Origin of the sequence: Nocardia asteroides, assembly GCF_900637185.1 — a bacterium.
Lineage (GTDB): Bacteria > Actinomycetota > Actinomycetes > Mycobacteriales > Mycobacteriaceae > Nocardia > Nocardia asteroides.
Window position 1 is genome coordinate 1,722,671 of the sequence record NZ_LR134352.1, and the last position, 23,564, is coordinate 1,746,234.

The 23,564-nt window shown below is 69.9% G+C and carries 20 protein-coding genes; 17 read left to right on the forward strand and 3 right to left on the reverse strand.

Features of this window, described 5'->3' with window-relative positions:
• Positions 1-191: 191 nt before the first annotated feature.
• From eccD to EL493_RS08095, 3 genes are read left to right on the forward strand one after another with little or no spacing between them, the layout of a single operon-like run.
• Positions 192-1,607, forward strand: coding sequence for a type VII secretion integral membrane protein EccD (gene eccD, locus EL493_RS08085; protein ID WP_019045102.1), 1,416 nt, complete (start codon positions 192-194; stop codon positions 1,605-1,607).
• Entirely contained in the window at positions 1,604-3,013 is a 1,410-nt protein-coding gene (mycP, locus tag EL493_RS08090; protein WP_019045103.1) for a type VII secretion-associated serine protease mycosin, read from the forward strand. Before eccD ends, mycP begins: the two co-directional genes overlap by 4 nt.
• Before the next feature lie 7 nt (positions 3,014-3,020).
• Complete coding sequence (locus EL493_RS08095; RefSeq protein WP_019045104.1) at positions 3,021-7,085, forward strand: type VII secretion protein EccC; 4,065 nt, start codon at positions 3,021-3,023, stop codon at positions 7,083-7,085.
• Positions 7,086-7,089: 4 nt separating this feature from the next.
• Here EL493_RS08095 and EL493_RS08100 read toward each other — a convergent pair whose 3' ends face one another.
• Together EL493_RS08100 and EL493_RS08105 are read right to left on the reverse strand one after the other, a co-directional pair.
• A complete protein-coding gene (locus EL493_RS08100; protein WP_019045105.1) occupies positions 7,090-7,692 on the reverse strand; it encodes a GNAT family N-acetyltransferase in 603 nt (200 codons plus the stop codon).
• Positions 7,689-8,501, reverse strand: a complete 813-nt coding sequence (locus EL493_RS08105) for a GntR family transcriptional regulator (RefSeq protein ID WP_019045106.1) — start codon at positions 8,499-8,501, stop codon at positions 7,689-7,691. Before EL493_RS08105 ends, EL493_RS08100 begins: the two co-directional genes overlap by 4 nt.
• A gap of 281 nt (positions 8,502-8,782) precedes the next feature.
• On the opposite strand from EL493_RS08105, the gene EL493_RS08110 reads away from it, so the two are divergent.
• Entirely contained in the window at positions 8,783-9,172 is a 390-nt protein-coding gene (locus EL493_RS08110; protein WP_198040793.1) for a DUF4254 domain-containing protein, read from the forward strand.
• Between the two features lie 9 nt (positions 9,173-9,181).
• On the opposite strand, the gene EL493_RS33850 is transcribed toward EL493_RS08110, so the two are convergent.
• Positions 9,182-12,934 (reverse strand): MinD/ParA family ATP-binding protein, encoded by a 3,753-nt coding sequence (locus EL493_RS33850; RefSeq protein WP_019045108.1) that lies wholly within the window; start codon positions 12,932-12,934, stop codon positions 9,182-9,184.
• Between the two features lie 268 nt (positions 12,935-13,202).
• On the opposite strand from EL493_RS33850, the gene infA reads away from it, so the two are divergent.
• From infA to EL493_RS08180, 13 genes are all read left to right on the forward strand, one after another.
• Positions 13,203-13,424, forward strand: a complete 222-nt coding sequence (gene infA / locus EL493_RS08120; protein ID WP_003418601.1) for a translation initiation factor IF-1 — start codon at positions 13,203-13,205, stop codon at positions 13,422-13,424.
• 148 nt (positions 13,425-13,572) lie between these two features.
• Positions 13,573-13,686 (forward strand): 50S ribosomal protein L36, encoded by a 114-nt coding sequence (gene rpmJ / locus EL493_RS08125; protein ID WP_011207363.1) that lies wholly within the window; start codon positions 13,573-13,575, stop codon positions 13,684-13,686.
• Between the two features lie 179 nt (positions 13,687-13,865).
• The gene (rpsM, locus tag EL493_RS08130) at positions 13,866-14,237 is read left to right on the forward strand and encodes a 30S ribosomal protein S13 (RefSeq protein WP_019045109.1); all 372 of its coding nucleotides are present in this window, start codon (positions 13,866-13,868) and stop codon (positions 14,235-14,237) included.
• A 9-nt stretch (positions 14,238-14,246) separates the two neighbouring features.
• Positions 14,247-14,660 carry a 30S ribosomal protein S11 gene (gene rpsK, locus EL493_RS08135; RefSeq protein WP_019045110.1) on the forward strand — a complete coding sequence of 138 codons (414 nt, stop codon included), beginning with the start codon at positions 14,247-14,249 and terminating at the stop codon, positions 14,658-14,660.
• Between the two features lie 22 nt (positions 14,661-14,682).
• A complete protein-coding gene (rpsD, locus tag EL493_RS08140) occupies positions 14,683-15,288 on the forward strand; it encodes a 30S ribosomal protein S4 (RefSeq protein WP_019045111.1) in 606 nt (201 codons plus the stop codon).
• Positions 15,289-15,379: 91 nt separating this feature from the next.
• Positions 15,380-16,438, forward strand: a complete 1,059-nt coding sequence (locus EL493_RS08145; protein ID WP_022567324.1) for a DNA-directed RNA polymerase subunit alpha — start codon at positions 15,380-15,382, stop codon at positions 16,436-16,438.
• A gap of 44 nt (positions 16,439-16,482) precedes the next feature.
• A complete protein-coding gene (gene rplQ, locus EL493_RS08150; protein WP_019045113.1) occupies positions 16,483-16,995 on the forward strand; it encodes a 50S ribosomal protein L17 in 513 nt (170 codons plus the stop codon).
• 79 nt (positions 16,996-17,074) lie between these two features.
• Positions 17,075-17,920 carry a tRNA pseudouridine(38-40) synthase TruA gene (truA, locus tag EL493_RS08155; RefSeq protein ID WP_019045114.1) on the forward strand — a complete coding sequence of 282 codons (846 nt, stop codon included), beginning with the start codon at positions 17,075-17,077 and terminating at the stop codon, positions 17,918-17,920.
• A gap of 77 nt (positions 17,921-17,997) precedes the next feature.
• Entirely contained in the window at positions 17,998-19,221 is a 1,224-nt protein-coding gene (locus EL493_RS08160) for a hypothetical protein (RefSeq protein ID WP_126405623.1), read from the forward strand.
• Positions 19,222-19,334: 113 nt separating this feature from the next.
• Positions 19,335-20,102 (forward strand): cupin domain-containing protein, encoded by a 768-nt coding sequence (locus tag EL493_RS08165; protein ID WP_019045116.1) that lies wholly within the window; start codon positions 19,335-19,337, stop codon positions 20,100-20,102.
• A gap of 91 nt (positions 20,103-20,193) precedes the next feature.
• Entirely contained in the window at positions 20,194-21,171 is a 978-nt protein-coding gene (locus tag EL493_RS33500; protein ID WP_019045117.1) for an AraC-like ligand-binding domain-containing protein, read from the forward strand.
• Positions 21,172-21,422: 251 nt separating this feature from the next.
• Positions 21,423-22,427 carry an AraC-like ligand-binding domain-containing protein gene (locus EL493_RS08175; protein ID WP_019045118.1) on the forward strand — a complete coding sequence of 335 codons (1,005 nt, stop codon included), beginning with the start codon at positions 21,423-21,425 and terminating at the stop codon, positions 22,425-22,427.
• Positions 22,428-22,515: 88 nt separating this feature from the next.
• On the forward strand, positions 22,516-23,481 hold the full coding sequence (locus EL493_RS08180; RefSeq protein WP_019045119.1) for a helix-turn-helix domain-containing protein: 966 nt from the start codon (positions 22,516-22,518) through the stop codon (positions 23,479-23,481).
• Positions 23,482-23,564: the final 83 nt, after the last annotated feature.

Genomic DNA, 23,564 nt, shown 5'->3' on the forward strand with positions numbered 1-23,564 from the left:
CCCCGAAATCTTCGTCTGGTGGACAGCTGCTGTTCAATCCGGCGGCGGGACTTCGATCGCGCCGGTTTGCCCTGTCCGTTAGATTAGGTAACGCTGCCGTGTGGTCGCAACGGAAGTAGTCAGCTACGACTGAGAGTTCATCACTGGTGTCGACGTTGTTAGGCAATGAGCCCGAACTATGCCGAGTTTCAGTGATCGGGGGTGATACGCAGCTCGACATCGGTCTGCCCGCCACGGTACCGATCGCCGGATTCATCGGCGATCTGGTGGCCCTGATCCGTTCGCGGGATCCGCGCCTGCCGGACGGCGACGAGGACTCCGCCCCGGTGCGAGCTCAGCATTGGACCCTGGCCCGGCTCGGGCAGGACCCGCTCGCGCCCAGCCGCACCCTCACCGAGGCCGAGGTCTACGACGGCGAGCTGCTGGTGCTGAGCCCGGTGACGCGCAAGGAATCGCCCGCGCTCTTCGACGACGTCATCGACGCCGTATCCCGGCTCACCGCAGGCGAGTTCCGCGGGTGGTCCGGTGCGGCGGCGCGCTGGGCGGGCCTGGTGATCGCGACGATCGCGATCCTCGCCGCGCTCGGTCTGCTCGCGGTCTCGCGGGCCGACAGCGATCCGCTGTTCCCCGCGTTCGCACTGCTCGGCACCGGAATCGCCGCGTCGGCGGCGGCCGGTATCGCGGCCCGCAAGTTCGCCGATCCGCTGACCGCCAACTGGCTTTCGCTGGACGCGCTGCTGCTGTTGTTCGGCGGCGGCGCGCTGCTCGTGCCGGGACAACTCGGCGCCGGGCAGGTATTGCTGGGCAGCGTCGTGCTGCTGGTCGCCGCGGTGGCCGGGTACCGGATCACCGGTCTCGGAGCGGGTCTGTTCGCCGCCGCGATCACCCTGAGTGTGTTCGGTGCGGTGGCGGGCACGGTCTATCTGCTGTGGCATCCCGGACTGGCCAAGCTGTTCGCCGGTGTGCTCGTGGCGGCGGTGATCCTGCTGTCGTCGGTAGCCCGGCTGGCGGCCGTGACGGCCCGGCTGCCGATTCCGCCGGTGCCCACCGCGGGCGGGGCGATCGACCCCGCCGATCACGAACAGCGCCCGACCATCGAGGGCATCGGTGCGGTCGGCGCGATCGCGCTGCCCTCGGCGGCCGGCCTCGGTGAGCGCGCCCGCGTCGCCAACCAGATCCAGACCGGTCTCATCGTGGCGTGCGCCGTGGCCGCGCTGATCGGCGCCGTCGGCGCGGCGGATCCGTTCGGCCCGTTCCACTCCGGCGGCGTCGCCCTCGCCGCGGTCGCCGCGATCGTGCTGTGCCTGCGTGGCCGCTCCTACGCCGACCTGGTGCAGGCGGCCACCTTGATCACCACCGGCGCGCTCGTCATGATCGCCCTGCTGGCCGGTCTCGGCCTCGGCCACGACTCACTCGAATTCGCCGCGGTGGCACTGTTGTTGGTGACGGCGGGCAGTGTGGTCGGCTTCGGCGTGATCGGCCCGCACGTCGAGGTGACCCCGGTGACCAGGCGCATGATCGAGATCTTCGAGTACCTGCTGATCATCACCATGATCCCGCTCGCGCTGTGGGTCATGGACGTGTACTCGACCGCTCGCAACATATGACCCGCGCACCCCTGCGGCGCGCGGTCCTGCGGCTGACCTGCGCGGCGACCGTGCTCGGCGCCGTCGCGGGTTTCCCCGCGCCCGCGGGCGCCATCGCACCACCGCGCATCGATGCCGGCGCGCTCGACGCGGCGACGGCGCTCAGCGGCAGGCCCGCCCCACTGGAACCGACCGAGCAGCGCGAACTGTGCGCCGAACCGGTGCTGCGCGGCAGCCCGCCCAGCGAGCCGCCGATGGCGCAGCGGGTGCTCGATCTGCCCTCGGCCTGGCAGTTCAGCCGGGGCGCCGGGCAGAAGGTGGCGGTGATCGATACCGGCGTCAACCGGCATCCGCGACTGCCCGCGTTGCAGGCGGGCGGGGACTACGTGAGCGATTCCGACGGCACCGTCGACTGCGACGGGCACGGCACCCTGGTCGCGGGCATCATCGCCGCCCGGCCCTCGCCCGAGGACGCCTTCGTCGGTGTCGCCCCCGAGGCCGAGATCCTCACCATCCGCCAGCTCAGCCTCGCCTACGAGGCCAAGGACCGCGGCGCGGACAAATCGCAGGGCGCGCTGCGCAGCGACGGGTACGGCAGCGTGCTCACCCTGGCCGGCGCGGTGGTCCGCGCGGTCGACATGGGCGCGACCGTCATCAACATCTCCGAAGTCGCCTGCACCGCGGCCGGTTCCAACACCTCCGACGGCGCGCTCGGCGCGGCCGTGAAGTACGCCTACGAACGCAATGTGGTGGTCGTCGCGGCCGCGGGCAATGTGGAGCAGGGCGGACCGTGCGAGAACCAGAACGAGGGGTCCGGCTGGAGTTCGGTCACCACGGTGGCCTCCCCGGCGTGGTTCGCCCCGTACGTGCTGTCGGTGGGCTCGGTCGACGCCGACGGTAAGCCGTCGGCGCTGTCGCTGCGCGGCCCGTGGATCGGGGCGGCCGCGATCGGGCGCAATATCGTCTCGCTCGACAGCAAGCCGGGCGGTGCCGGCCTGGTCGACGGTGTCCAGACCATGGACGGTGTGCAGCCCGTCGACGGAACCAGTTTCGCCGCACCGTATGTGGCCGGCCTGGCCGCGCTGATCCGGTCCCGCTTCCCCGAGCTGAGCGCCCAGCAGGTGATCGAACGGATCACCCGCACCGCGCACGCGCCGGGCCGCGGCCGCGACGACGCCATCGGCGCGGGCCTGATCGATCCGCTGGCCGCGCTCACCGCGCCGCTGGCCGCCGCGCCGCCGAGCACCGGCGCCGATGTCGGCCACGCGATCGCGACGCCCTACGCGGCGCCGGAACCGGATCCGCGACCGCGCCGGATCGCGATCATCGGGTCGCTGACCCTGCTGGCCGCGCTGGGCATCGGCGCCGCGTTCGCCTTCCCGTTCCGCAGGCGCGGCGCCGACCTCAATCAGGAATTCGACGAGTAGAGGATCGATGGCCACCGAAGGTTTCGTCCGTCGCCCCCGGATCGCGCCGCCGCGCGCGCCGGGTGGTGAAGTCGCGCTCACCCCGCCGCCGGAGATCCAGCGCGCCATCCCGTCGCCGCTGATGATGAAGCTGATGCCGGTGATCATGGTGGTCGCGGTCGTCGGCATGATCGCGATGATGGTCTCGATGGGCCGCAATCTGCTGGCCAATCCGATGATGATGATGTTCCCGATGATGATGCTCATGTCGATGGTCGGCATGATGGCGGGCATGCGCGGCGGTGGCCCCAAACGCGCGGTCGAACTCAACGAGGAACGCAAGGACTACTTCCGCTACCTCGACCAGGTCCGCAAGGACGTCCGCAACACCGGCACCAAGCAGCTCGAGACGCTCGGCTGGAGTCATCCGGAACCGGCCGACCTGCCCTCGCTGATCGGCAGCAGGCGGATGTGGGAGCGCAGGCCCAACGACCCCGATTTCGGGCATGTGCGCGTCGGCGTCGGCAGCCATCGCCTGGCCACCAAGCTGGCCCGGCCGGAGACCGGTCCGCTGGAAGACCTCGAGCCGGTGTCGACCGTGGCGCTGCGCCGATTCGTGCGCACCCATTCGGTGGTGCACGCGCTGCCCACCGCGGTCTCGCTGCGCGCCTTCCCGGCCATCAACATCGGCGGCGACCTCGACGAGGGCCGCGAACTGGTACGCGCCATGCTGATGGAGCTGACCACCTTCCACGGCCCGGACAACCTGGTTGTCGCCATCGTCTGCGCCGACCCGGATGCGCACTGGGCCTGGGCGAAATGGCTGCCGCACGTGCAGCATCCGTCGGTGCGCGACGGGCTCGGCTCGGCCCGGATGATGTACACCTCGCTCGGCGAACTCGAATCCGCCTTGCAGACCGAGCTGATGGAACGCGGCCGGTTCATGCGCAACCCGCAGCCGACGCAGGGCCGGCTCCACGTGGTCGTGGTGATCGACGACGGCTACATCAGCGGCAACGAACGCATCATCAGCGAATCCGGGCTCGACTCGGTGACCGTGCTCGACCTGACCGCCCCGGAGAACGGGCTCGCGGCCCGGCGCGGCCTGCAACTCGTGGTCGGCGACGGTGCCGTGTCGGCCCGCAGCGCCGCCGGGGTGGAACGCTTCGCCACCGCCGACGAGGTCAGTGTCGCCGAGGCGGAGGCCTTCGCCCGCGCGCTGGCCAGGTACCGGCTGGCCACGGCCGCGCAGATCGTCAGCCTGGGGGAGGGGACGACCAGCGACCCCGGCCTGATGGCCCTGCTGCGCATTCCCGACGCCGCGCAGATCGACCCGGCCCGGGTGTGGCGCCCGCGCACCGCCCGCGAACGGCTGCGGGTGCCGATCGGCATCACCCCCGACGGCACGCCGGTCGAGATCGACATCAAGGAATCCGCCGAGAACGGCATGGGCCCGCACGGCCTGTGCATCGGCGCCACCGGTTCGGGCAAGTCCGAATTCCTGCGCACCCTGGTGCTTTCGCTGGTCACCACCCATTCACCGGACGCGCTCAACCTGGTGCTCGTCGACTTCAAGGGTGGCGCGACCTTCCTCGGCCTTGACTCGCTGCCGCACGTCGCGGCCGTCATCACCAACCTGGAAGACGAACTCTCCCTCGTCGACCGCATGAAGGACGCGCTGGCGGGCGAGATGAACCGCAGGCAGGAGCTGTTGCGGTCGGCGGGCAACTACGCCAATGTCAACGACTACGAAAAAGCCAGGGCCGCGGGCGTTCCGCTCGATCCGCTGCCCGCGCTGTTCGTGGTCGTCGACGAGTTCTCCGAATTGCTGTCGCAGAAGCCGGACTTCGCCGAACTGTTCGTGATGATCGGTCGCCTCGGCCGCTCGCTGCACGTGCATCTGCTGCTGGCCTCGCAGCGACTCGAGGAGAACAAGCTGCGCGGCCTGGAATCGCACCTGTCCTACCGGATCGGTCTGCGCACGTTCTCGGCCAACGAATCGCGCGCGGTCCTGGGCATCACCGACGCCTATCACCTGCCGAGCGTGCCGGGTGCGGGCTACCTGAAAAGCGATGCGTCCGAACCGCTCCGGTTCAACGCGAGCTATGTCTCCGGATCGTATGTGGCGCCGGTCGGCACCGTCGTCGACGACGACGGCGCGCCGGTCGGCGGTCAGCGGCCGGTGGTGTTCACCGCGGCGCCGGTCGAGGCCGCCGAAGCCGAACCGGTCGAGGCCGACGAGGACCCGGTACTGCGCGGTAGGCTCGAACTGCCGCCGCCCCCGCCGAGCGCCCCGGTCGTCGAGGAGGGCATCCCCGACTCGCTGCTCGACGTGGTGGTGAAGCGGCTGACCGGCCACGGCCGCCCGGCCCACGAGGTCTGGCTGCCGCCGCTGGAGGAGTCGCCGACCGCCGACATGCTGCTGCCCGACCCGGACTGGCGTTCGCCGGTGAACCGGCACGGTCAGCTGTGGATGCCGATCGGCGTCATCGACAAGCCCTACGAGCAGCGGCGTGACGTGCTCACCATCAATCTGGCCGGCGCGCAGGGCAATGTCGCCGTGGTCGGCGGCCCGCAGTCGGGCAAGTCCACCACGCTGCGCACGATCATCATGGCGGCGGCGGCCACCCACACGCCCGAACAGGTGCAGTTCTACTGCCTGGATTTCGGTGGCGGCAGTATGGCGGGCCTGGTCGGTGTCCCGCACGTCGGCTCGGTCGCGGGCCGGCTCGACGGAGATCGGGTGCGCCGCACCATCGCCGAGCTCACCACGCTGATGCGCCAGCGCGAGGAACGATTCGCCGAGCTGGGCATCGAGTCGATGTCGGAATTCCGCAGGCGCAAGTTCTCGGCGCTGGAAGCCAGGCAGATCAACGGCACCACCGCGGCGCCCAACGACCCACTGGCCGCCGACCAGTTCGGCGACGTGTTCCTGGTGATCGACGGCTGGAGCGCCATCCGCGAGGAATTCGATCTGCTGGAACCGCAGATCAACGCCATCGCGACGCAGGGTCTGTCGTTCGGCGTGCACCTGATGATCGGCGCGTCGCGCTGGGCCGAGATCCGTCCGGTGGTCAAGGACCAGATCGGCACCAGGCTCGAACTGCGCCTCGGCGACCCGGGCGACTCGGAGATGAATCGCCGCACCGCGCACCAGGTTCCGGTCGGCAGGCCCGGTCGCGGTCTCACCCCCGACCAGCTGCACATGCTGATCGCGTTGCCGCGCCTGGATTCCGACTCCGACCCGTCGACCGTCGCCGACGGCGTCACCAGGGCGCGCGAGGAACTGATCGGCCTCTACCCGGGCAGGCGCGCGCCGGAAGTGCGCATGCTGCCGCTGAGTTTCCCGCGCGAACAGGTCCTCGCCACCGCGCGCGAGCAGGGCGTCACCTTCGACCGCACCAAGGTGGTCGTGGGTCTCGGCGAGTCCGAATTGCAGCCACTGGTCCTGGATTTCGGGGTCGAGCCGCACTTCATGGCCTTCGCCGACGTGGAATGCGGCAAGACCACCCTGCTGCGCAACATCGTGATGAGCATCGCCGAACAGTCCACGGCGTCGGAGGCGCGGGTGATCCTGATCGACTACCGGCGCACCATGCTGGGCGTGCTCGAAGGCGATCAGCTGGCCGGTTACTCCACCTCGTCGCAGACCTGTGGGCCGATGATCCAGGAGGTCGCCGCCTACCTGGCCAAGCGGATCCCCGGATCCGACATCACCCAGCAGCAGCTGCGCGACCGCAGCTGGTGGTCGGGTCCGGAGATCTACGTGGTCGTCGACGACTACGACATGGTCGTCACCGGTTCGACCAACCCGTTCGCCCCGCTGCTCGAGTACCTGCCGCAGGCCCGCGACATCGGCCTGCACCTGGTGGTCACCCGCCGCATCGGTGGCGCCTCGCGCGCGCTGTACGACCCGATCCTCGGTGCGATGAAGAACCTCTCGGTCCAGACCCTGATCATGAGCGGCTCCCGCGACGAGGGCAAGCTGGTCGGCGATGTCCGGCCGAGCAAGATGCCGCCCGGTCGCGGCACGCTGGTCTCGCGCAGCCAGGGCATCGAGCTGGTGCACATCGCCGACCTGCCGCCGGTGTAGCTCCTCAGCCGGGTAGCCAACCGATCGGCTGCGGTGCCGGACCGGGCCGGTGGTGTGCCGCCCGCCGGGCCAGCGGCGGGCCGCACCAGCTGTCGGTGCGGCGCTCGAACAGGGCGCAGGACGGGCCCGTCGCCCGGGTGTCGGCGATGCGGGCGAGGGTGAATCCGGCGCGGCGGTAATAGTCGTGGAGCTGGCGGTTCGCGGTCCAGGCGTCGAGCCGGACCCAGTCGCGGCGCTTCTGATCGGCCAGCCGGGCGGCGTGCGCGAGCATCCGGTGTCCCACCTGACGACCCGCGAACCGCAGGTCGACGATCATGAAATGCACGATCACCGCCTCGGCCAGCTCCCACGGTGTCCAGAGGCCGGGGTCGGCCCGCTGGTTGACGGTGATGGTGCCCGCCGGCTCGCCGTCGACCTCGGCGATCCAGGTCTCGCCCGCGTCCAAGGCCCGGCCGACCGCGCCCGCGAAGATCTCGATCGGCCTGCCCCGGCCCGCGACCGTCCACTGATCGGACCCGCGGGCGGTGAGCCAGGCGGTGCGCTGGACGCGCAGTCGGCAGATCAGCGGCAGGTCGCCGAGGGCGGCCGGGCGCATCCCCACCGTCATGGCATCGGGACGGCGGGCCCGGGTGCGATGCCGAGGGTCCGGGCGATGACGGCGGAGCCCGTCGCGTCGCCGAGTTGGTAGGCCAGCCGGTTGCGGCCGGCCAGGGAACGATGCCGGGTCGCCCGGGTGACCCGTTCGTGGTTGGCGCCGATGCGCAGGTGATCGAGCAGGACGGTGCCGGTGGCGACGCCGAGCACCGCCGCCTCCTCGGCGGTGGCGGGGCGGGCGGCCAGGGTGTCGCGCTGGGCGGTCTCGCCGTAGCCGCGATCGGCCAGGCGGCGGGTGGTGCCCTCGGGGATGTCGTGCGGTGAATCGATGCCTGCGGCTTCGGCCAGGTCGCGTGGGTAGAAACTCACCTCCCACGACCACGGTTCGTGGTCCAGGTACTGGACCACGGTGCGGGCGAGCACCCAGGAGTCGCGGGGGACGCCGAGCCAGTGCGCGACCTGGTCGTCGGCGGGCTCCATCCGCGTACTGAATTCCTTGGACGGCTCCCGGTTGGCCGCGCGCGCGATCTCCTCGAAGATGTCGTGCGCCGAGCGCGGCCGATCGCGGCGGATATGGTCGGTGACCACGGATTCCAGCACTTCCTGGTTTCGCACGATGGTGCCGCGGGAAGTAGCTGTGTAGACGAGGTTTTCGGCGACGAGCACCTGGATCGCGTTGCGCGAGGTGGTGATCGAGACCTGCATCTGCTCGGCCAGCTCGGAATGGCTGGGCAGCCGGTCGCCCGGTTTCCACGTGCCCGCGCGGATCTCCTCGCGGAGGAGGTCTGCGATCCGGAGGTAGGTCGGACCGTCCGCCATCATGCTCCTCGGTAGGTCGTGCAGGTAACGAAGTGTACTCGTCTGGGTTACCTACGGCCGAGTAATGCTTGACAGGAAGCTTGCGAGGTTTATTGTAATGAACGTCCTGATCCGGTGCTGTGCGGCGACGACGGCGAGGCAACGTGGCTGGTGCGGAGAGTTCTACGGTCGTAATGGCTTTCCCCGACACATTGCGGTGTGTCGATCCCGCCGGGCCGCCGGCGACCCCCGGTCTACTGCCGCTCTCCGATCTTCTCGTCCGGGCGTGTCGCGGGCATCGGGTGGTGGGGGGACCGCTGCTGTGGTTCGCGCGTGACCTGGCCGTCCTGCACGAGAAGCGCATCGTCGGGCGGGGCGGTTTCGTCGACACCGATCCCGTGGTCATGCGCGAGATCGACTGTCGCCGTGCGGAACTCGTGCTGGCGATCGACGACTGGGTGCACCGCGGTGTGCCGCAGCACCGGCTGGGCGCCACCCTGCACACCGAGACGATCGGCGCCGTCATCGACCGGCTGGCCGAATCCTCGGTGCGCGCGCACCACGCCCTGATGACCATGGCCGCGCACGACGAGATGCTGCACTGCGCCTGGCACCACCTGGCCGAACTGGCCGACGCCTACGACGACCTGGTTCGCGATGTGCTCGCCGGTCGTCGCAGGCTGCCGGAGTGGTGAGCTCCCGGCTCAGCCGAAGCGGTGGTGGTCGACGCCGAACTCGTCGGCGACCGTAGCCGCCAGCTCCACGTAGGCCCGCTTGGTCGTCTTGTGCAGGCGGTGCAGATCGATCTCGGCGCCCTCGGACAGGTGCTCGTCGAACGGGATGATGTGCACGGCACGGCACCGCGACAGGAAGTACTCCCGCAGCTGCTGCACACCGACATTCGGGGAACCCTCGCGCGGCAGGTTGATCACCACGACCGCGTTGCGGACCAGGTGATCGTGCCCGTGCAGTGACAGCCAGTCCAGCGTCGCCGCGGCGCTGCGGGCGCCGTCGATGGCCGCCGACGAGATCAGCACGAGCGAATGCGCCAGATCGAGCACGCCGCTCATCGCCGAGTGCATCAGGCCGGTGCCGCAGTCGGTGAGGATGATGTTGTAGAACCGCTGCAGGATCCGGGCCACGGCCCGGTACTCCTCGTCGTTGAACGACTCCGACGCGGCCGGATCCCGTTCGCTGGCAAGCACTTCCAGCCTCGACGAACTCTGCGAGGTGTGCCTGCGGACATCGGAGTACCGCTCGATCGACGGGTCGAGCAGCAGATCGCGCACGGTCGAGCGGGTCTGCAGCGCCACCCGTTGCGACAGGGTGCCGAAGTCGGGATTGGCGTCCACCGCGATCACCCGGTCACCGCGGATCGACGCGAAGATCGAGCCGAGGCCGGTGGTGGTGGTCGTCTTGCCGACGCCGCCCTTGAGCGAGAGCACCGCGATGCGGTAGTCACCGCGCACGGGCTGCCGGATCCGCGCGACCAGCTCCTGCAGCCGCCGTTCCTCGGCGGACATGCCCGGGTTGATCGCACCACCCGAAACATGGTGCACCGCTTTACGCCAGCCGCTGCCCGGCGCCTTCTTGACGCGCTTGACCGGCACATTGTCCAGTGACGGCGGCTGGAAGTGCTGCTGCTGCGGATTGGCGCCCCAGCCCGGCTGCTGACCCCAGCCCTGACCGGGCTGCTGCTGATACGGCTGCACGGTGGGGCCGCCCTGGAACTGGGCGGGGTTCTGGTAGCCCGGCTGCTGGAACTGCTGTCCCTCGGGGCCCTGGTATCCGGTGGGCTGTGGGAACTGCTGTCCGGCGCCGCTTTCGGGACCCTGGTACCCCGCCGGCGGCTGGTGCTGGGGCGCCCCATCCGGCCGGTACTGCTGGGTGGCCGCGTTGTCGGGCGGGAGCTGCTGCCCGTCCGGCTGGGCGGGCGAACCGTCGGGCCGGTACTGCCGCGTCGGATCGGCCGGCTGGTACTGCGGGGCCTGCGGCTGCGCGAATTCGCCCGAACCGGAACCGGATTGCGGCCCGACCTGACCCGCGCCGCCCTGCCAGGACGGCAGCGCGTACTCGCCGCTGGGCGCCTGATGCCGCGCCGCCTGCACGCGCGGATCGTCGCCACGGAACATCTCCGTCCGCGCGTCCGGCGCGGACCGGCTCTGCGGCGAAGGGTCCCCGGGCATAGAGCTGTACTGCGTCTCCGAGAACCTCGGCGTCTGCGCGACATACGGCGCCGACTCCGACTCGGGCGCCCGCTGCGGAGCCGTACCCGCGGTGTACGCGGAGCTACCGGCCTGCGAGGTGAATTCGCCTGCGGTGGACGAGGACTGGGGCGCGGGCGAGGTCCCGGTGGTGCCCGCGTTCGGGTTCGCCGGAAGTTCTCCGCCGCGCGGCGGATCGGCGGGAGCGCTCGTCTGCGGTGTGTACACGGTCGTCTGAGCGTGCGGACCGATGCCGCCGACAGTCCCGTCGACCGACGGCTGCGAGGGCGCACTCGGGAGGCTGTCAGCGGTGACAGGGCTGCCGTCCGACGCTGATCGGAACCGGGTGGTCGGATCGCTCGGAGGCGTGGCGCTGGTGCTCTGCCGGGGGATCGCGGTGCCGGTCGGCGGGATTGTGGTGCCGGTCGGCGCGGCGTCATCGACCGGGCGGTTCGGAATGCCGTGGGGTGCCGGGGCCGCATCCGGCTGCGCCGGGAAGGTTGCTCCCGCGTTGTCACCGGCGGGTACCGAGCTACGGTCCGCGCCGTGCGGCGAACGGGCGGCGTCACTGGTCGCGGTGCCGTCGTCGGGCTGCGCGCCGATGCCCGAGGTGGTCCGCGGGCGTTCGGCGACGGATGGGGTGTCCGCGGCGTTGCCGGGCTGATCGAGGCTGTGGCGGCCGCGGCCCGCCCGGTCGCGGGCAGTCGGGCCGGCAGTCTCGGGTCCCGAGGCGATCGGGTCGATTGCCGGAGACAGCGCATCGGCAGGCGAAGGGGGGACCGGAGGCGGGGTCGACAAAGCCTCGGCAGGCGGGGTCGGCGAGCCCGCGGCGGGCGGGGTCGGCAAGGCCTCGGCGGGCGGGGTCGGCAAGGCCTCGGCGGGCGGAGTCGACAAGGCCTCGGCGGGCGGAGTCGACAAGGCCTCGGCGGGCGGAGTCGACAAGGCCTCGGCAGGCGAGGTCGGCGAGGCCACGGCAGGCGGGGTCGGCAAGGCCTCGGCAGGGTGGGCCGCGTCCCGCGATGTCGCTCCGGTCGACGGGGTGATCGGCCCGCGGAGCGGGTCGGTGCCGACAGCCGGGTCGCCGGGAGCGGTGAGCCGTGGCGGCGCCTCCGTCGGACGGGTGCGTGCGGGCGGGTCCGGGAGCGGCGGTGGCGGCGGGAGGTCGGGGCGCTGACGCTGGTTGGGGCCCAGCGGGGTGAAGCCGGTCGACGGGGGAGCCGGCGTCCGGGTCGGCAGAGCCGGGCCGGAGGACGGCGCGTCGGCGCCCGCGCTCGGACCGTTCGGGCGATGAGCACTCGGATCGGCGTAGTCGGTCGCCGGGAACGACGGATCGCCGACCGGGCCGGCGCCGAGCGGATTACCCGCAGAACCGGGGCCCAGCGGGCCATCGAAGGATCCCGTGCCGACCGGGCCTGCGCCGTTGGCGTAGCCCACCGGGCCAGGTCCCTGCGGGCCACCGGCGGGGCCGGTAATGGCCGGACCGACGTGGCCCGCGGCGGGGGGATTGCCCGTGGGGCCGGGTTCGAGTGGCCCGCCGGAGCCCGCACCGAGCGAATTTCCGGTCGGGCCGGGGCCGAGCGGACGGTCGACGGGCCCGGTGCCGGTCGGGCCGGTGGGCGTGGATCCGGTGGTGCCGGTGCCGGTCGGGCCGACGGGCGCTGTACCGGTTCGGCCGTCGGGGGAGCCCGCGCCGATCGGCGCACCGCTGGCGGGACCGAATCCGGACTGCCCACCGCTGGCGGGACCGAATCCGGACTGCTCACCGGTGGGTGCTCCCTGCCCGGGTCCGGGCTGGAAGGCCGACGGATTCGACGCGGCCGGGGTGCGGGTGGGGTCCTGGTAGGTCGACGGGTCGGCGGAGATGTAGCCGCCCGCGCCGTTGGGGCCGTAGGTCGTGGTGGCCTGTTCGTGCGGCCACGGCGGCGGGCTCGACGAATCGGGGACCAGCGGATTGTGTTCGGCCTGCCAGGCGGGGGCCTGCGGCTCGGCGGGCGGACGCGGCGGCTCGGCGGGACGCTGCGGTGCGGGCTCGGGCGCCTGGGCAGCCTCGGGCTCGCCCTTGCGGCGGCGCCCGCGCTTGTCCTTCTTGTCGTCGTTGCTGCCCAGGCCCATGAAGCGACGGCGCTTGGGCGCCTCGTCGATCACGTCGTCCTGGGGCAGGTTCTCGACCGGTGCCTCGTAACCGCTCTGTGTGACTTCGCTCTCCGACAGCCACGGCGGCAACATGGGGAGGCTGTCGTTGTTGCGGCTCACCGGTGCGCCTCGCTCACCAGGGTCCCCCGATCTCCTCGACCCACATCTGGACGCCGGTGAGTTTACGCGACAACCCCGGCGTGGCGGTGGGCGGTCCGGGCGGACGGGACCGCCGGACCGGTGTGCGGTCCGGGGCGTTTTTGCCTCTGGAGTGCCGGACCGGTAAGCTTGAGCGGCGGTGCACCCATGCGCCGACTGCTCGCGTGCCAGCGAGCAGCTACGAGGCAATCCAACTCAGGTTAGAAGCATAACCGGGATCGCGGAGGATATGGCGAAGAAAGACGGGGCCATCGAGGTCGAGGGTCGAGTTGTCGAGCCGCTGCCCAATGCGATGTTCCGGATCGAGCTCGAGAACGGTCACAAGGTTCTCGCGCACATCAGCGGAAAGATGCGGCAGCACTACATTCGCATCCTTCCGGAGGACCGCGTGGTCGTCGAGCTGTCGCCGTACGACCTCTCCCGCGGCCGGATTGTCTACCGCTACAAGTGAGACCCGCTCGACGCCGCGAGCCTGAGGGCACGCGGCGTCGCCTGGTGTTCCGGCCCCGGCCGGAGCGCGCTACAAGACTTCCCCAGTCGTCGGCTGGGGAAAAACTGTGTTCACAGACCGTTGTGGACCAACAAAAGATTGGACGGACGTGAAGGTTCAGCCGAGCGTCAAGAAGATCTGCGAGAAGTGCAAGGTGATCCGCCGTCACGGGCGAGTCATGGTGATCTGCGACAACCTGCGCCACAAGCAGCGTCAGGGCTGATCCAGCAGCACCGCCGGGCACCGATCGTCTGATCGGACTGACCGAAAAGAAGAACTCCCAGCTCCAGCACGCACGCAGGCTGTGCGCGCCAACCACCGGTACGGAGGCCGGTGCCCCCACTGCAAAGACGGGGGGACGGACAGGGAGCAGACCTCCGCAACCATTAAGGAACCTGCCACATGGCACGTCTGATGGGCGTCGATCTCCCGCGCGAAAAGCGCATGGAGATCGCGTTGACCTACATTTTCGGAATCGGGCGCACCCGCGCCACCGAGATCCTGGCTCAGACCGGCGTCAGCCCGGACCTGCGCTCGAAGGATCTCAGCGACGACGACCTGACCAAGCTCCGCGACTACATCGAGGCGTCGGAGTTCAAGGTCGAAGGTGACCTGCGCCGCGAGGTCCAGGCCGATATTCGCCGCAAGATCGAGATCGGCTGCTACCAGGGCATCCGCCACCGTCGTGGCCTGCCCGTTCGTGGTCAGCGCACCAAGACCAACGCGCGTACGCGCAAGGGTCCGAAGAAGACCGTCGCCGGCAAGAAGAAGTAGGGATAGCGTATGCCTCCGAAGAGCCGGGCCGCTGGCCCGAAGAAGACTCAGAAGTCGCGTCGCCGGGATAAGAAGAACATCCCGCACGGCCACGCGCACATCAAGAGCACGTTCAACAACACCATCGTCTCGATCACCGACCCCGAGGGCAACGTGATCTCGTGGGCGTCGTCGGGCCACGTCGGCTTCAAGGGTTCGCGTAAGAGCACCCCCTTCGCCGCGCAGCTCGCCGCCGAGAACGCTGCCCGCAAGGCGCAGGAGAACGGCGTCAAGAAGGTCGACGTGTTCGTGAAGGGCCCGGGTTCGGGCCGCGAGACCGCGATCCGATCGCTGCAGGCCGCGGGCCTCGAGGTCGGCTCGATCTCCGACGTCACCCCCCAGCCCCACAACGGCTGCCGGCCGCCCAAGCGTCGTCGCGTCTAGCGGGAAAGGAAACAGCTAAAAAATGGCACGTTATACAGGCCCCATCACCCGCAAGTCGCGTCGTCTGCGCGTCGACCTCGTCGGAGGCGACCAGGCGTTCGAGCGTCGTCCTTACCCGCCCGGCCAGCACGGCCGCGCGCGGATCAAGGAATCCGAGTACCTGATGCAGCTGCAGGAGAAGCAGAAGGCTCGCTTCTCCTACGGCGTCATGGAGAAGCAGTTCCGTCGCTACTACGAAGAGGCCAACCGCCTCAAGGGTAAGACCGGCGACAACCTGCTGCGTCTGCTCGAGTCGCGTCTGGACAACGTCGTGTACCGCGCCGGTCTGGCGCGCACCCGTCGTCAGGCTCGTCAGCTCGTCAGCCACGGCCACTTCGTGGTCAACGGCGTCAAGGTGAACGTCCCGAGCTACCAGGTCTCCCAGTACGACATCATCGATGTCAAGGAGAAGTCGCTGCCGACGCTGCCGTTCCAGGTGGCGCGCGAGACCGTCGGCGACCGTCCGGTCCCGGGTTGGCTGCAGGTCGTCCCCGGCCGTCTGCGCATCCTGGTGCACCAGCTGCCCGAGCGCGCGCAGATCGATGTGCCGCTGCAGGAACAGCTCATCGTCGAGTACTACTCGAAGTAAGCGCTTTTGGTGGGGGTCGCGCTCATCGCGACCCCCGCACTCACTGACGAGGCATCAAATAGCGGATGCCCTGAACAGGAAGTAGATCCTCATGCTGATTTCCCAGCGTCCGACACTGACCGAAGAGGTTGTGGCGGAGAACCGCTCGAAGTTCACCATCGAACCCCTCGAGCCGGGCTTCGGTTACACCCTCGGCAACTCGCTGCGTCGTACCCTGCTGTCCTCCATCCCGGGGGCCGCGGTCACGAGCATCCGCATCGACGGTGTCCTGCACGAGTTCACCACCGTTCCCGGTGTGAAGGAAGACGTCACCGACATCATCCTGAACCTCAAGGGTCTGGTCGTGTCCTCCGAAGAGGACGAGCCGGTCACCATGTACGTGCGTAAGCAGGGCCCCGGCACCGTCACCGCTGGTGACATCGTGCCGCCCGCCGGCGTCGTCGTGCACAACCCGGACATGCACATCGCCACCCTGAACGACAAGGGCAAGCTCGAGATCGAGCTCGTCGTCGAGCGGGGCCGCGGTTACGTGCCCGCCGTGCAGAACAAGGCGACCGGTGCGGAAATCGGCCGGATCCCGGTGGATTCGATCTACTCCCCGGTGCTCAAGGTGACCTACAAGGTCGAGGCCACCCGTGTCGAGCAGCGCACCGACTTCGACCGTCTCATCCTCGACGTGGAGACCAAGAACTCCATCACGGCGCGGGACGCGCTGGCTTCGGCCGGTAAGACCCTGGTCGAGCTCTTCGGCCTGGCCCGTGAGCTCAACGTCGAAGCCGAGGGCATCGAGATCGGCCCCAGCCCGGCCGAGGCGGACCACATCGCCTCCTTCGGTCTGCCGATCGAGGATCTGGACCTCACCGTCCGGTCCTACAACTGCCTCAAGCGCGAGGGTGTGCACACGGTGGGCGAGCTCGTGGCCCGCACCGAGTCGGACCTGCTGGACATCCGCAACTTCGGCCAGAAGTCCATCGACGAGGTCAAGGTCAAGCTGCACGCGCTCGGCCTCTCGCTGAAGGACTCGCCCGCTTCGTTCGACCCGTCCTCCGTGGTGGGTTACGACGCGAGCACCGGCACCTGGAGCGATTCCGGCACTTTCAGTGACACCGACGGCGGCGAGCAGGACTACGCCGAGACCGAACAGCTCTAGGTCATCGGGGGGCACCCCGGTAGACCTTTCCCAAGGAGAATCCAATGCCTAAGCCCAAGAAGGGTGCTCGCTTCGGCGGGTCGGCGTCGCACCAGAAGGCGATCTTCGCCAACCTGGCCACGGCGCTTTTCGAGCACGGTCGTATCACGACCACCGAGTCGAAGGCCAAGGCGGTTCGCCCCTACGCCGAGAAGCTCATCACCAAGGCGAAGGGCGGCACCCTGGCCGACCGTCGCGAGGTCATGAAGGTCATCCGCAACAAGGACATCGTGCACGCGCTGTTCGCGGAGATCGGCCCCTCGTTCGAGGGTCGCGAGGGTGGCTACACCCGCATCACCAAGGCGCTGCCGCGCAAGGGTGACAACGCGCCGATGGCCGTCATCGAGCTCGTCCGCGAGAAGACCGTGACCAACGAGGCCGACCGGGCCCGTCGCGTCGCCGCGTCGCAGAAGGCCGAGGCCGCCCCGGCCGCCGAGGCCGAGGAGACCGTCGTCGAGGAGACCGTGGCCGACGCCCCGGCCGCCGACGAGGCCACCGAGGACAAGAAGGACGCCTGATTCCCAGGCTTCCGGCCGAGCCCGTCACCCCGCGTGGGTGGCGGGCTCGGTGCTTTTGTCAGTGACTACGGAGGATGCGATGGACGACACCGGCGAGCAGCGCGCGCCGATCCGGGTGCGGCTCGGAATCAGTTACGACGGCACCGATTTCACCGGCTGGGCCCGGCAGCCGGGGCTGCGCACGGTGCAGGGCACGCTGGAGGAGTCGCTGTCGAAGGTGTTCCGGGAGCCGATCCAGCTCACCGTCGCCGGGCGCACCGACGCCGGCGTGCACGCCGAGGGACAGGTCGCGCACTTCGACACCGGCGGTGAACTCGACGCCGACAAGCTGCTGTACCGGATGGCCCGTTTCCTGCCCAAGGACGTGCGCATCACCGAGATCGCGCCCGCGCCCGCCGATTTCGACGCTCGCTTCTCCGCGATCCGCAGGCACTACGTCTACCGGCTGACCACCGCGCGCTTCGGCGCCGAGCCGCTCGAGGCTCGCAGCCGCGTCGCCGCCAAGCCCGGTCTGGACCTCGACGCCATGCGCGCCGCGTCGCACACCCTGCTCGGCCTGCACGACTTCGCCGCGTTCTGCCGCAGGCGCGAAGGCGCCACCACCGTGCGCGAGCTGCAGCGGTTCGACTGGGAGCGAGCCGGTGACCGGCTCGACGCCTACGTGAGCGCCGACGCCTTCTGCTGGTCGATGGTGCGCAGCCTGGTCGGGGCGATCCTCGCCGTCGGTGAGGGCCGCCGGACCCCGGAGTGGGTGGCGAGCCTGCTGACCGAATCGGAGCGGTCGAGCTCGGTGACGGTCGCGCCCGCCCACGGCCTGAGCCTGGTCGCCGTCGACTACCCGGCCGACGCCGACCTCGCCGCCCGCAACGCCCAGACCCGGGAGACCAGGACACTGCCCGCGACGGGTGGTTGCTGCGGCGAATAGCCGCTGCCGGGTTGCCCGGATCGTGACATCGCGGGGATACGATGGCCAGGCTCGATGTCAGCGAGAGAGCCGGGCAGGTGACAGACGATTCTGGTGGTCGGGTCGGTCTCGGACGACGGATAGCCGTCGCCTTGCTGGTGTGCGCCACCGGCCTGCTCACCCTGCTGGCCGTCGTCGCCGGGTATGTGCGCGCCGAGCTGCTCGACACCGATCACTACGTCGACACGATGGCACCGCTGGCCGAGGATCCGGCCGTGCAGAGCGCCGTCGCCGACGCGCTGACCAGGGCGGTCATGGGCCGTCTCGATGTCGAATCCGCCGCCACCGAACTGCTCGAGTCGGTCGAGCGCGAGAACCGTCGCCCCGCCGTGCAGGCCATTCTGCGCAGTCTGCCCGCCCTGGTGGCGGACGAGACCGAAGATCTGGTCCGGGACGCGTCGAACGCGCTCGTGCACAGCGAGGCGTTCCCGCGGCTGTGGACCGCGGCCAATCGCCAGGCGCATCGCGCCCTGGTCGCGGCGATGACCGGGAAGGACGAGGGCGCGGTGCGGATCGGCACCGACGGTGTCGTCACGCTCTCCCTGGAGCCGATGCTGACCGAGGTCGCGACCCGGCTGGAGAATCGCGGTTTCGCCATGGCCGACCGGTTGACCGGGCTGCGTTCGGAATTCGTCCTGATCGAGTCCGACGACCTGGCCAAGGCGCAGCGCGTGGTGCGCTTGCTGGATCGGCTGGCGATCGTGCTCGGGGTCGCCGCGCTGGGCTGTGCGATCGGGGCCGTGTTGGTGGCCGAACGAACGCGACGACGGCGCGCGATTCTCTCCGTCGCGGTGAGTGTGCTGGTATCGATGGTCGTTCTCGCGGTGGCGCTGGTGGTGGCGCGCGCGGTATATCTGGACCATCTTCCGGTCCGGGAGACGTCCGTCGATGCGGCCCGCGTGGTCTTCGACACGCTGGCCGAACCGCTGCGCACGAGCATGCGGGTGCTGGCGGTGCTCGCCGCGCTCGTGGCGTTCGCCGCCTTCCTGGCAGGCCCGTCGAAACCCGCTGTCCGGGTGCGCGCCGGCGCCGACCGGCTGCTCGACCGGGTGCGCCGGGGCGAGCGCGGTCCGGTGTCGCGCTTCGTCGCCGCCAATATCGGCTGGCTGCGCTACACGGTGCTGATCGCGGCCGCCGCGGTGTTCGTGTTCTGGGACTACCCGACAGTCCGGGTGGGGATCCTGATCGCCGCCGGCGCGGCCGTCGCCCTGCTCATCCTCGACGTCCTCGGCCGACCACGATCGTCTGACCAGCGAATATGACGTGACCCACGTTCGCCCTGCGCCGCATGGAGGGCCGCGTGCCGGGCGGATAGGGTGCTGCATGGTGCCGCGCGGGACGGTTGCCAGGTGGTGTGGAGAGGGCGGGGTGCGTGATGCCCGGGGAGTCGGCCGATTCGTTCGACAAGTGGGAAGCGGTGATGTCGAACGCGTACGTGCCGGTGGCCGTCGAACCCCTGCCGGGGACAGCGGCTTTCCACGGCAGCATCACCCGGGGCTCGCTCGACGGAATCGAATTCACCACCCTGCGGACCAGCGGCCAGCGCGTACTGCGCACCGAGCGGCTGATCGCGCGCTCCAGTGTCGAGATGCTGTACGTGGGCATCTGCCTCGCGGGCTCGGGCCGCATCCAGCAGGACGACCGGCTGGCCGAACTCCGGCCGGGCGAGATGGTGTTCGTCGACAGCAGGCGGCCCAACTGGTGGGAATCCGACGGCGAGCACGCGCAGATCGTGGTGCAGGTGCCGATCCCGCTGCTCGCCGAGCGCGGCGGCTGGACCGAGCCGCTCACCCCGGCGGCGATCACCCTCGGGGCTGGTTCGGCACCGTCGTTGGTCACCGAATACCTCCGCAACGTGACCACCCTGCACCACACCCACCCCGGGCAGGCAGCCGAGCTGGCGGGGCACAGCATCCCGCTCGTCGCTTCCGCGCTGGCTTTGGCGGCCGGGCAGCTGCCGGGCGAGATAGGGGCGAAAGCGCTGGCGCGCCAACGGGTTCTGGCCTTCATGCGGCAGCGGTGCGGTGATCCGGCGCTGACGGTGGACGACATCGCGCGGGTGTCAGCTGTCGCGGCGGGCGCTGCCCGTTCGCCGCGGTGGTTGTGCTGTGGGGCTCGTGGCAACCGGAATGACATCGGGTGAATTCCGTTCGGAGAACGGTCGTTAGCTGCGCGAACAGTGATGTTCGCCAAATTTCCCGGCCAAACCGCGACGACGGTGCAACGATCGGGCAATGCAGGCGTTCGAGGGATTTCCCGAGATCTGTTCCACGGAACAGAACTCGTCCCCGGACGCGTTCGGCTACTGGGAGGAACTGGTCGGCGGAGCCATCACCGAGGTCTCGATCGCACCGACCGTGCCGGGCGAGTTCCACGGCCGGATCAGGTCGGCCGACTTCGGTGACGTGGCCGTCGGGACGGTCCGGGTGCAGGGGCACGAGTTGCGCCGCACCAAGCGGCACATCGCCAGGGCCGAGGAGTTGCACGTGCTCGGCAGCGTCGTGCTCGGCGGCGGGGCCGAGGTGGAACACGCAGGTCATCGTGTAGTTCTCACGCCGGGATCGATGATCTTCTACGACACCGCGCAACCGATTCACTGGCGTTCGGACGAGGCGATCGAGGACCTGACCATCCGGGTGCCGCGCCAGCGGGTCGTCGACTTCCTCGGTATCCGCGCCGAGGCGCTGCCCGCGGGCATGGTCATCGGGTCGGGCGGGGTCGGCGCCACCCTGGCCCGGTTCTTCCAGCGGGTCGCCGCGCTGCACCGCACCGATCCGCACGCGGCGGCCGTTCTGGCGGGCAGCGGGATCGACCTGCTCGGCGCGGCCGCGGTGATCGCGGCGGGGGAGCGTCCCGACGCGGCGCAGGCGCAGGCGCTGAGCAGTCAGCAGGTGCTGGACTATCTGCGGGCGAATTTCACCGATCCGGGGCTGACGGTCGACCGGATCGCCCAGGCGTGCCGGGTCTCGCGCCGCACGCTCTACCGGATTCTCGACGGTGCCGACGGCGGGCTCGGCACGCTGCTGCGCGGGTTGCGCGTCGAGCGTGCGCGAATGTTGCTGGAAGCGGGGGAGATCGGTTCCATCGCCGGCGTCGCCTCGGCGTCCGGCTTCGCCACCGAGCGGCAGTTCTATCGCGTTTTCCGCACCGCGACCGGCATGACTCCGGGTGAATACCGGATGGTTGCCCGGCATCGGGTGGGGGTGCCGTGAGCGCGACACGACAGGCCGGATCGACCGGTGATAAGCATCACAAGTGGACCGGGGTCCACACCTGGTCGATTGCCCGAATCCGCTGTAAACGCCGGGGTCGGTTGAATATTTGATGAACGCATACTTTTCCATTCTGAAGCATCTGGTGGCGACGCATCGGCGAATCTGGCAGGCTCAGGCACCGGGCGACGGGTGATTCGTTGTCACGCCCGAGGTTTGCTGGTCGATCTCAGGAAAGCGGGGTGGTTGGCGTGGCACCGTCGGAGCCGCTCGTCGAGCTGAAACTGAACGACAGCCCGGAATTGCGCGGGGGCGAGGCATTCGCGCAGTGGGAGTCATTGCTGTCGGAAAGCTATGTGCCGTTGTCGGTGGACCCGGAACGCGGTGAGGCGTTCCACGGGCGGATCGTGCGCGGGTCGATGCCCGGCTTCGAATTGTCGACCGTCGGCGCCAGCGGCCAGCGCATCCGCCGCACCCGCAGCGGTATCGCGCGGACCGACGGCGAGTTCCTGTTCGTCAGCATTCTCACCGAGGGTTTCGGCAGGCTGCACCAGGACGGCCGGATCGCGGTGCTCCGTCCGGGCGACATGGTCTTCTACGACACCACCCGGCCCTATCACTGGGACATCGACGGTTCCTGGTCGCAGGTGGTGGCCCGGGTGCCGCTGCACCTGCTGCGTGAATACGTGCCGACCGACCGCGCGGTGATGCCGACGGCGGTGACGGTGTCCGCCGAGAGCCCGGGCGGCGTGGTGGCCGGGTTCTTCCGCGACCTGGCCCGAATCCAGCAGGTCGCGCCCGAGCAGGCGACGGTCCTGGCCGACAACGGTGTGAAGCTGCTGGCGTCGGCGGTGACCCTCGCCGGCGGCGCGCTGCCGACCGGGCAGTCGGCGCAGGCGTTGTCGCGCGAGCAGGTGCTGTCGTTCATGCGTGCCCGGTGTACCGATCCGAACCTGACCGTCGACGAGATCGCCCGCGCGTGCCTGGTCTCGCGCCGCAGCCTGTACCGCCTCTTCGACGAGCCGGGCGACGGCCTGAGCGCGGTGCTGCGGCGGATGCGGGTGGAGTGCGCCCAGCTGCTGCTGGTGCGCGACACCGGCCGTTCCACCGCCTCGATCGCCACGGCCTCCGGCTTCGCCTCCGAGCGTCATTTCTTCCGGGCGTTCCGGCTGGAGACCGGCATGACGCCGGGTGAATACCGGCTGGTCACCGCGCATCCCGGCGCGCGGGGCGAGGTCGGCCGCTACACAGCGTGACCCCAGAATCGCTGGGCGAAATGTCCGTATTTGTATGGCACACTGTGCGCACGCCGACGCGGGGTTCGATGAAGGGAGTGGCCGGGGCATGAATCGACGGACGACGGTGGCCGTACGGTCCACCCCCGACCTGTCGCCCCGGCATGTGGTCGAACAGTGGGAAGCGGTGATGAGCCGGACCTACATCCCGCTCGCGGTCTCGCCGCACACGGCCGAGGGCTTTCGCGGCCGGATCGTCGCCACCGAGTTCGACGACCTGCTCGTCACCTCGGTGCAGGCGGGCGCGCAGACCGTGCGGCGCACGCCCCGGCTGATCGGCGACGCGACAGATCGGTACATCCTGGCCAGCATCTACCAGGGCGGGCGCGGGGTGATGCACCAGGACGGCCGGGTCGCACACGTGCGCGCGGGCAGCATGGTGTTCTACGACAGCGCCGAGCCCTACCGCTGGGAGATCGACGAGGAGTTCGACAAGGTCGTCGTCCAGGTGCCGATCGGCGCGCTCGAGGCGGTCGGCGTCCGGCTGGCCGAGATGCCGACGGCGATCGCGCTCGCGCCGGACCATCCGGCCGCCGCCGTCGGTGCCTATCTGCGCGGCCTGGCGCGGGTGCAGCAGGACGATCCGGCGGTCGCGGTCGAGCTCGCTCGGCACGGCGTCGGGATGGTGGCCTCGGCGCTGCAACTGGCCGCCGGGTCGGTGCCGGGTGGGTCGTCGGCGGCCGAACTCACCCGGGCTCGGGTGCTGGCGTTCATGCGCAGGCGATTCGCCGACGCCGACCTCACCGTCGATACGGTGGCCAGCCGCTTCGCCATTTCCCGCCGCACCCTCTACCGGCTGTTCGAAGGCGGCGAGAGCCCCGCTCGGCGGCTGCTGCGAATGCGGCTCGAGCACGCCTGTGAACTGTTGCGCGACGGCCGGACGCGCCCGATCGAAGAAGTCGCCGCGGCCGCCGGATTCGCCGCCGAACGGCACTTCTATCGGGTGTTCCAGGCCGAATTCGGGATGGCGCCGGGCGAATACCGCGCCGGTTACGCGATGTGCTCCGGGCTCTGACCCGCGCAGTCGTAAAGTGGCATTCGCGGATGTTTGTCCGACGCCTGCGAATACGGGTAATAGGTAACTTCGGGCCGATATCC

What these genes read in the sequence shown, in the direction of transcription:
- EL493_RS08100 (WP_019045105.1), bottom strand. Translation starts at nt 7,692, where the DNA reads ATGACGGTGGGGATGCGCCCGGCCGCCCTCGGCGACCTGCCGCTGATC.
- EL493_RS33500 (WP_019045117.1), top strand. Translation starts at nt 20,194, where the DNA reads ATGCAGGCGTTCGAGGGATTTCCCGAGATCTGTTCCACGGAACAGAAC.
- mycP (WP_019045103.1), top strand. Translation starts at nt 1,604, where the DNA reads ATGACCCGCGCACCCCTGCGGCGCGCGGTCCTGCGGCTGACCTGCGCG.
- EL493_RS08165 (WP_019045116.1), top strand. Translation starts at nt 19,335, where the DNA reads ATGCCCGGGGAGTCGGCCGATTCGTTCGACAAGTGGGAAGCGGTGATG.
- EL493_RS08095 (WP_019045104.1), top strand. Translation starts at nt 3,021, where the DNA reads ATGGCCACCGAAGGTTTCGTCCGTCGCCCCCGGATCGCGCCGCCGCGC.
- rpsD (WP_019045111.1), top strand. Translation starts at nt 14,683, where the DNA reads ATGGCACGTTATACAGGCCCCATCACCCGCAAGTCGCGTCGTCTGCGC.
- EL493_RS08105 (WP_019045106.1), bottom strand. Translation starts at nt 8,501, where the DNA reads ATGATGGCGGACGGTCCGACCTACCTCCGGATCGCAGACCTCCTCCGC.
- infA (WP_003418601.1), top strand. Translation starts at nt 13,203, where the DNA reads ATGGCGAAGAAAGACGGGGCCATCGAGGTCGAGGGTCGAGTTGTCGAG.
- rpsM (WP_019045109.1), top strand. Translation starts at nt 13,866, where the DNA reads ATGGCACGTCTGATGGGCGTCGATCTCCCGCGCGAAAAGCGCATGGAG.
- EL493_RS08145 (WP_022567324.1), top strand. Translation starts at nt 15,380, where the DNA reads ATGCTGATTTCCCAGCGTCCGACACTGACCGAAGAGGTTGTGGCGGAG.
- truA (WP_019045114.1), top strand. Translation starts at nt 17,075, where the DNA reads ATGGACGACACCGGCGAGCAGCGCGCGCCGATCCGGGTGCGGCTCGGA.
- rpsK (WP_019045110.1), top strand. Translation starts at nt 14,247, where the DNA reads ATGCCTCCGAAGAGCCGGGCCGCTGGCCCGAAGAAGACTCAGAAGTCG.
- rplQ (WP_019045113.1), top strand. Translation starts at nt 16,483, where the DNA reads ATGCCTAAGCCCAAGAAGGGTGCTCGCTTCGGCGGGTCGGCGTCGCAC.
- EL493_RS08180 (WP_019045119.1), top strand. Translation starts at nt 22,516, where the DNA reads ATGAATCGACGGACGACGGTGGCCGTACGGTCCACCCCCGACCTGTCG.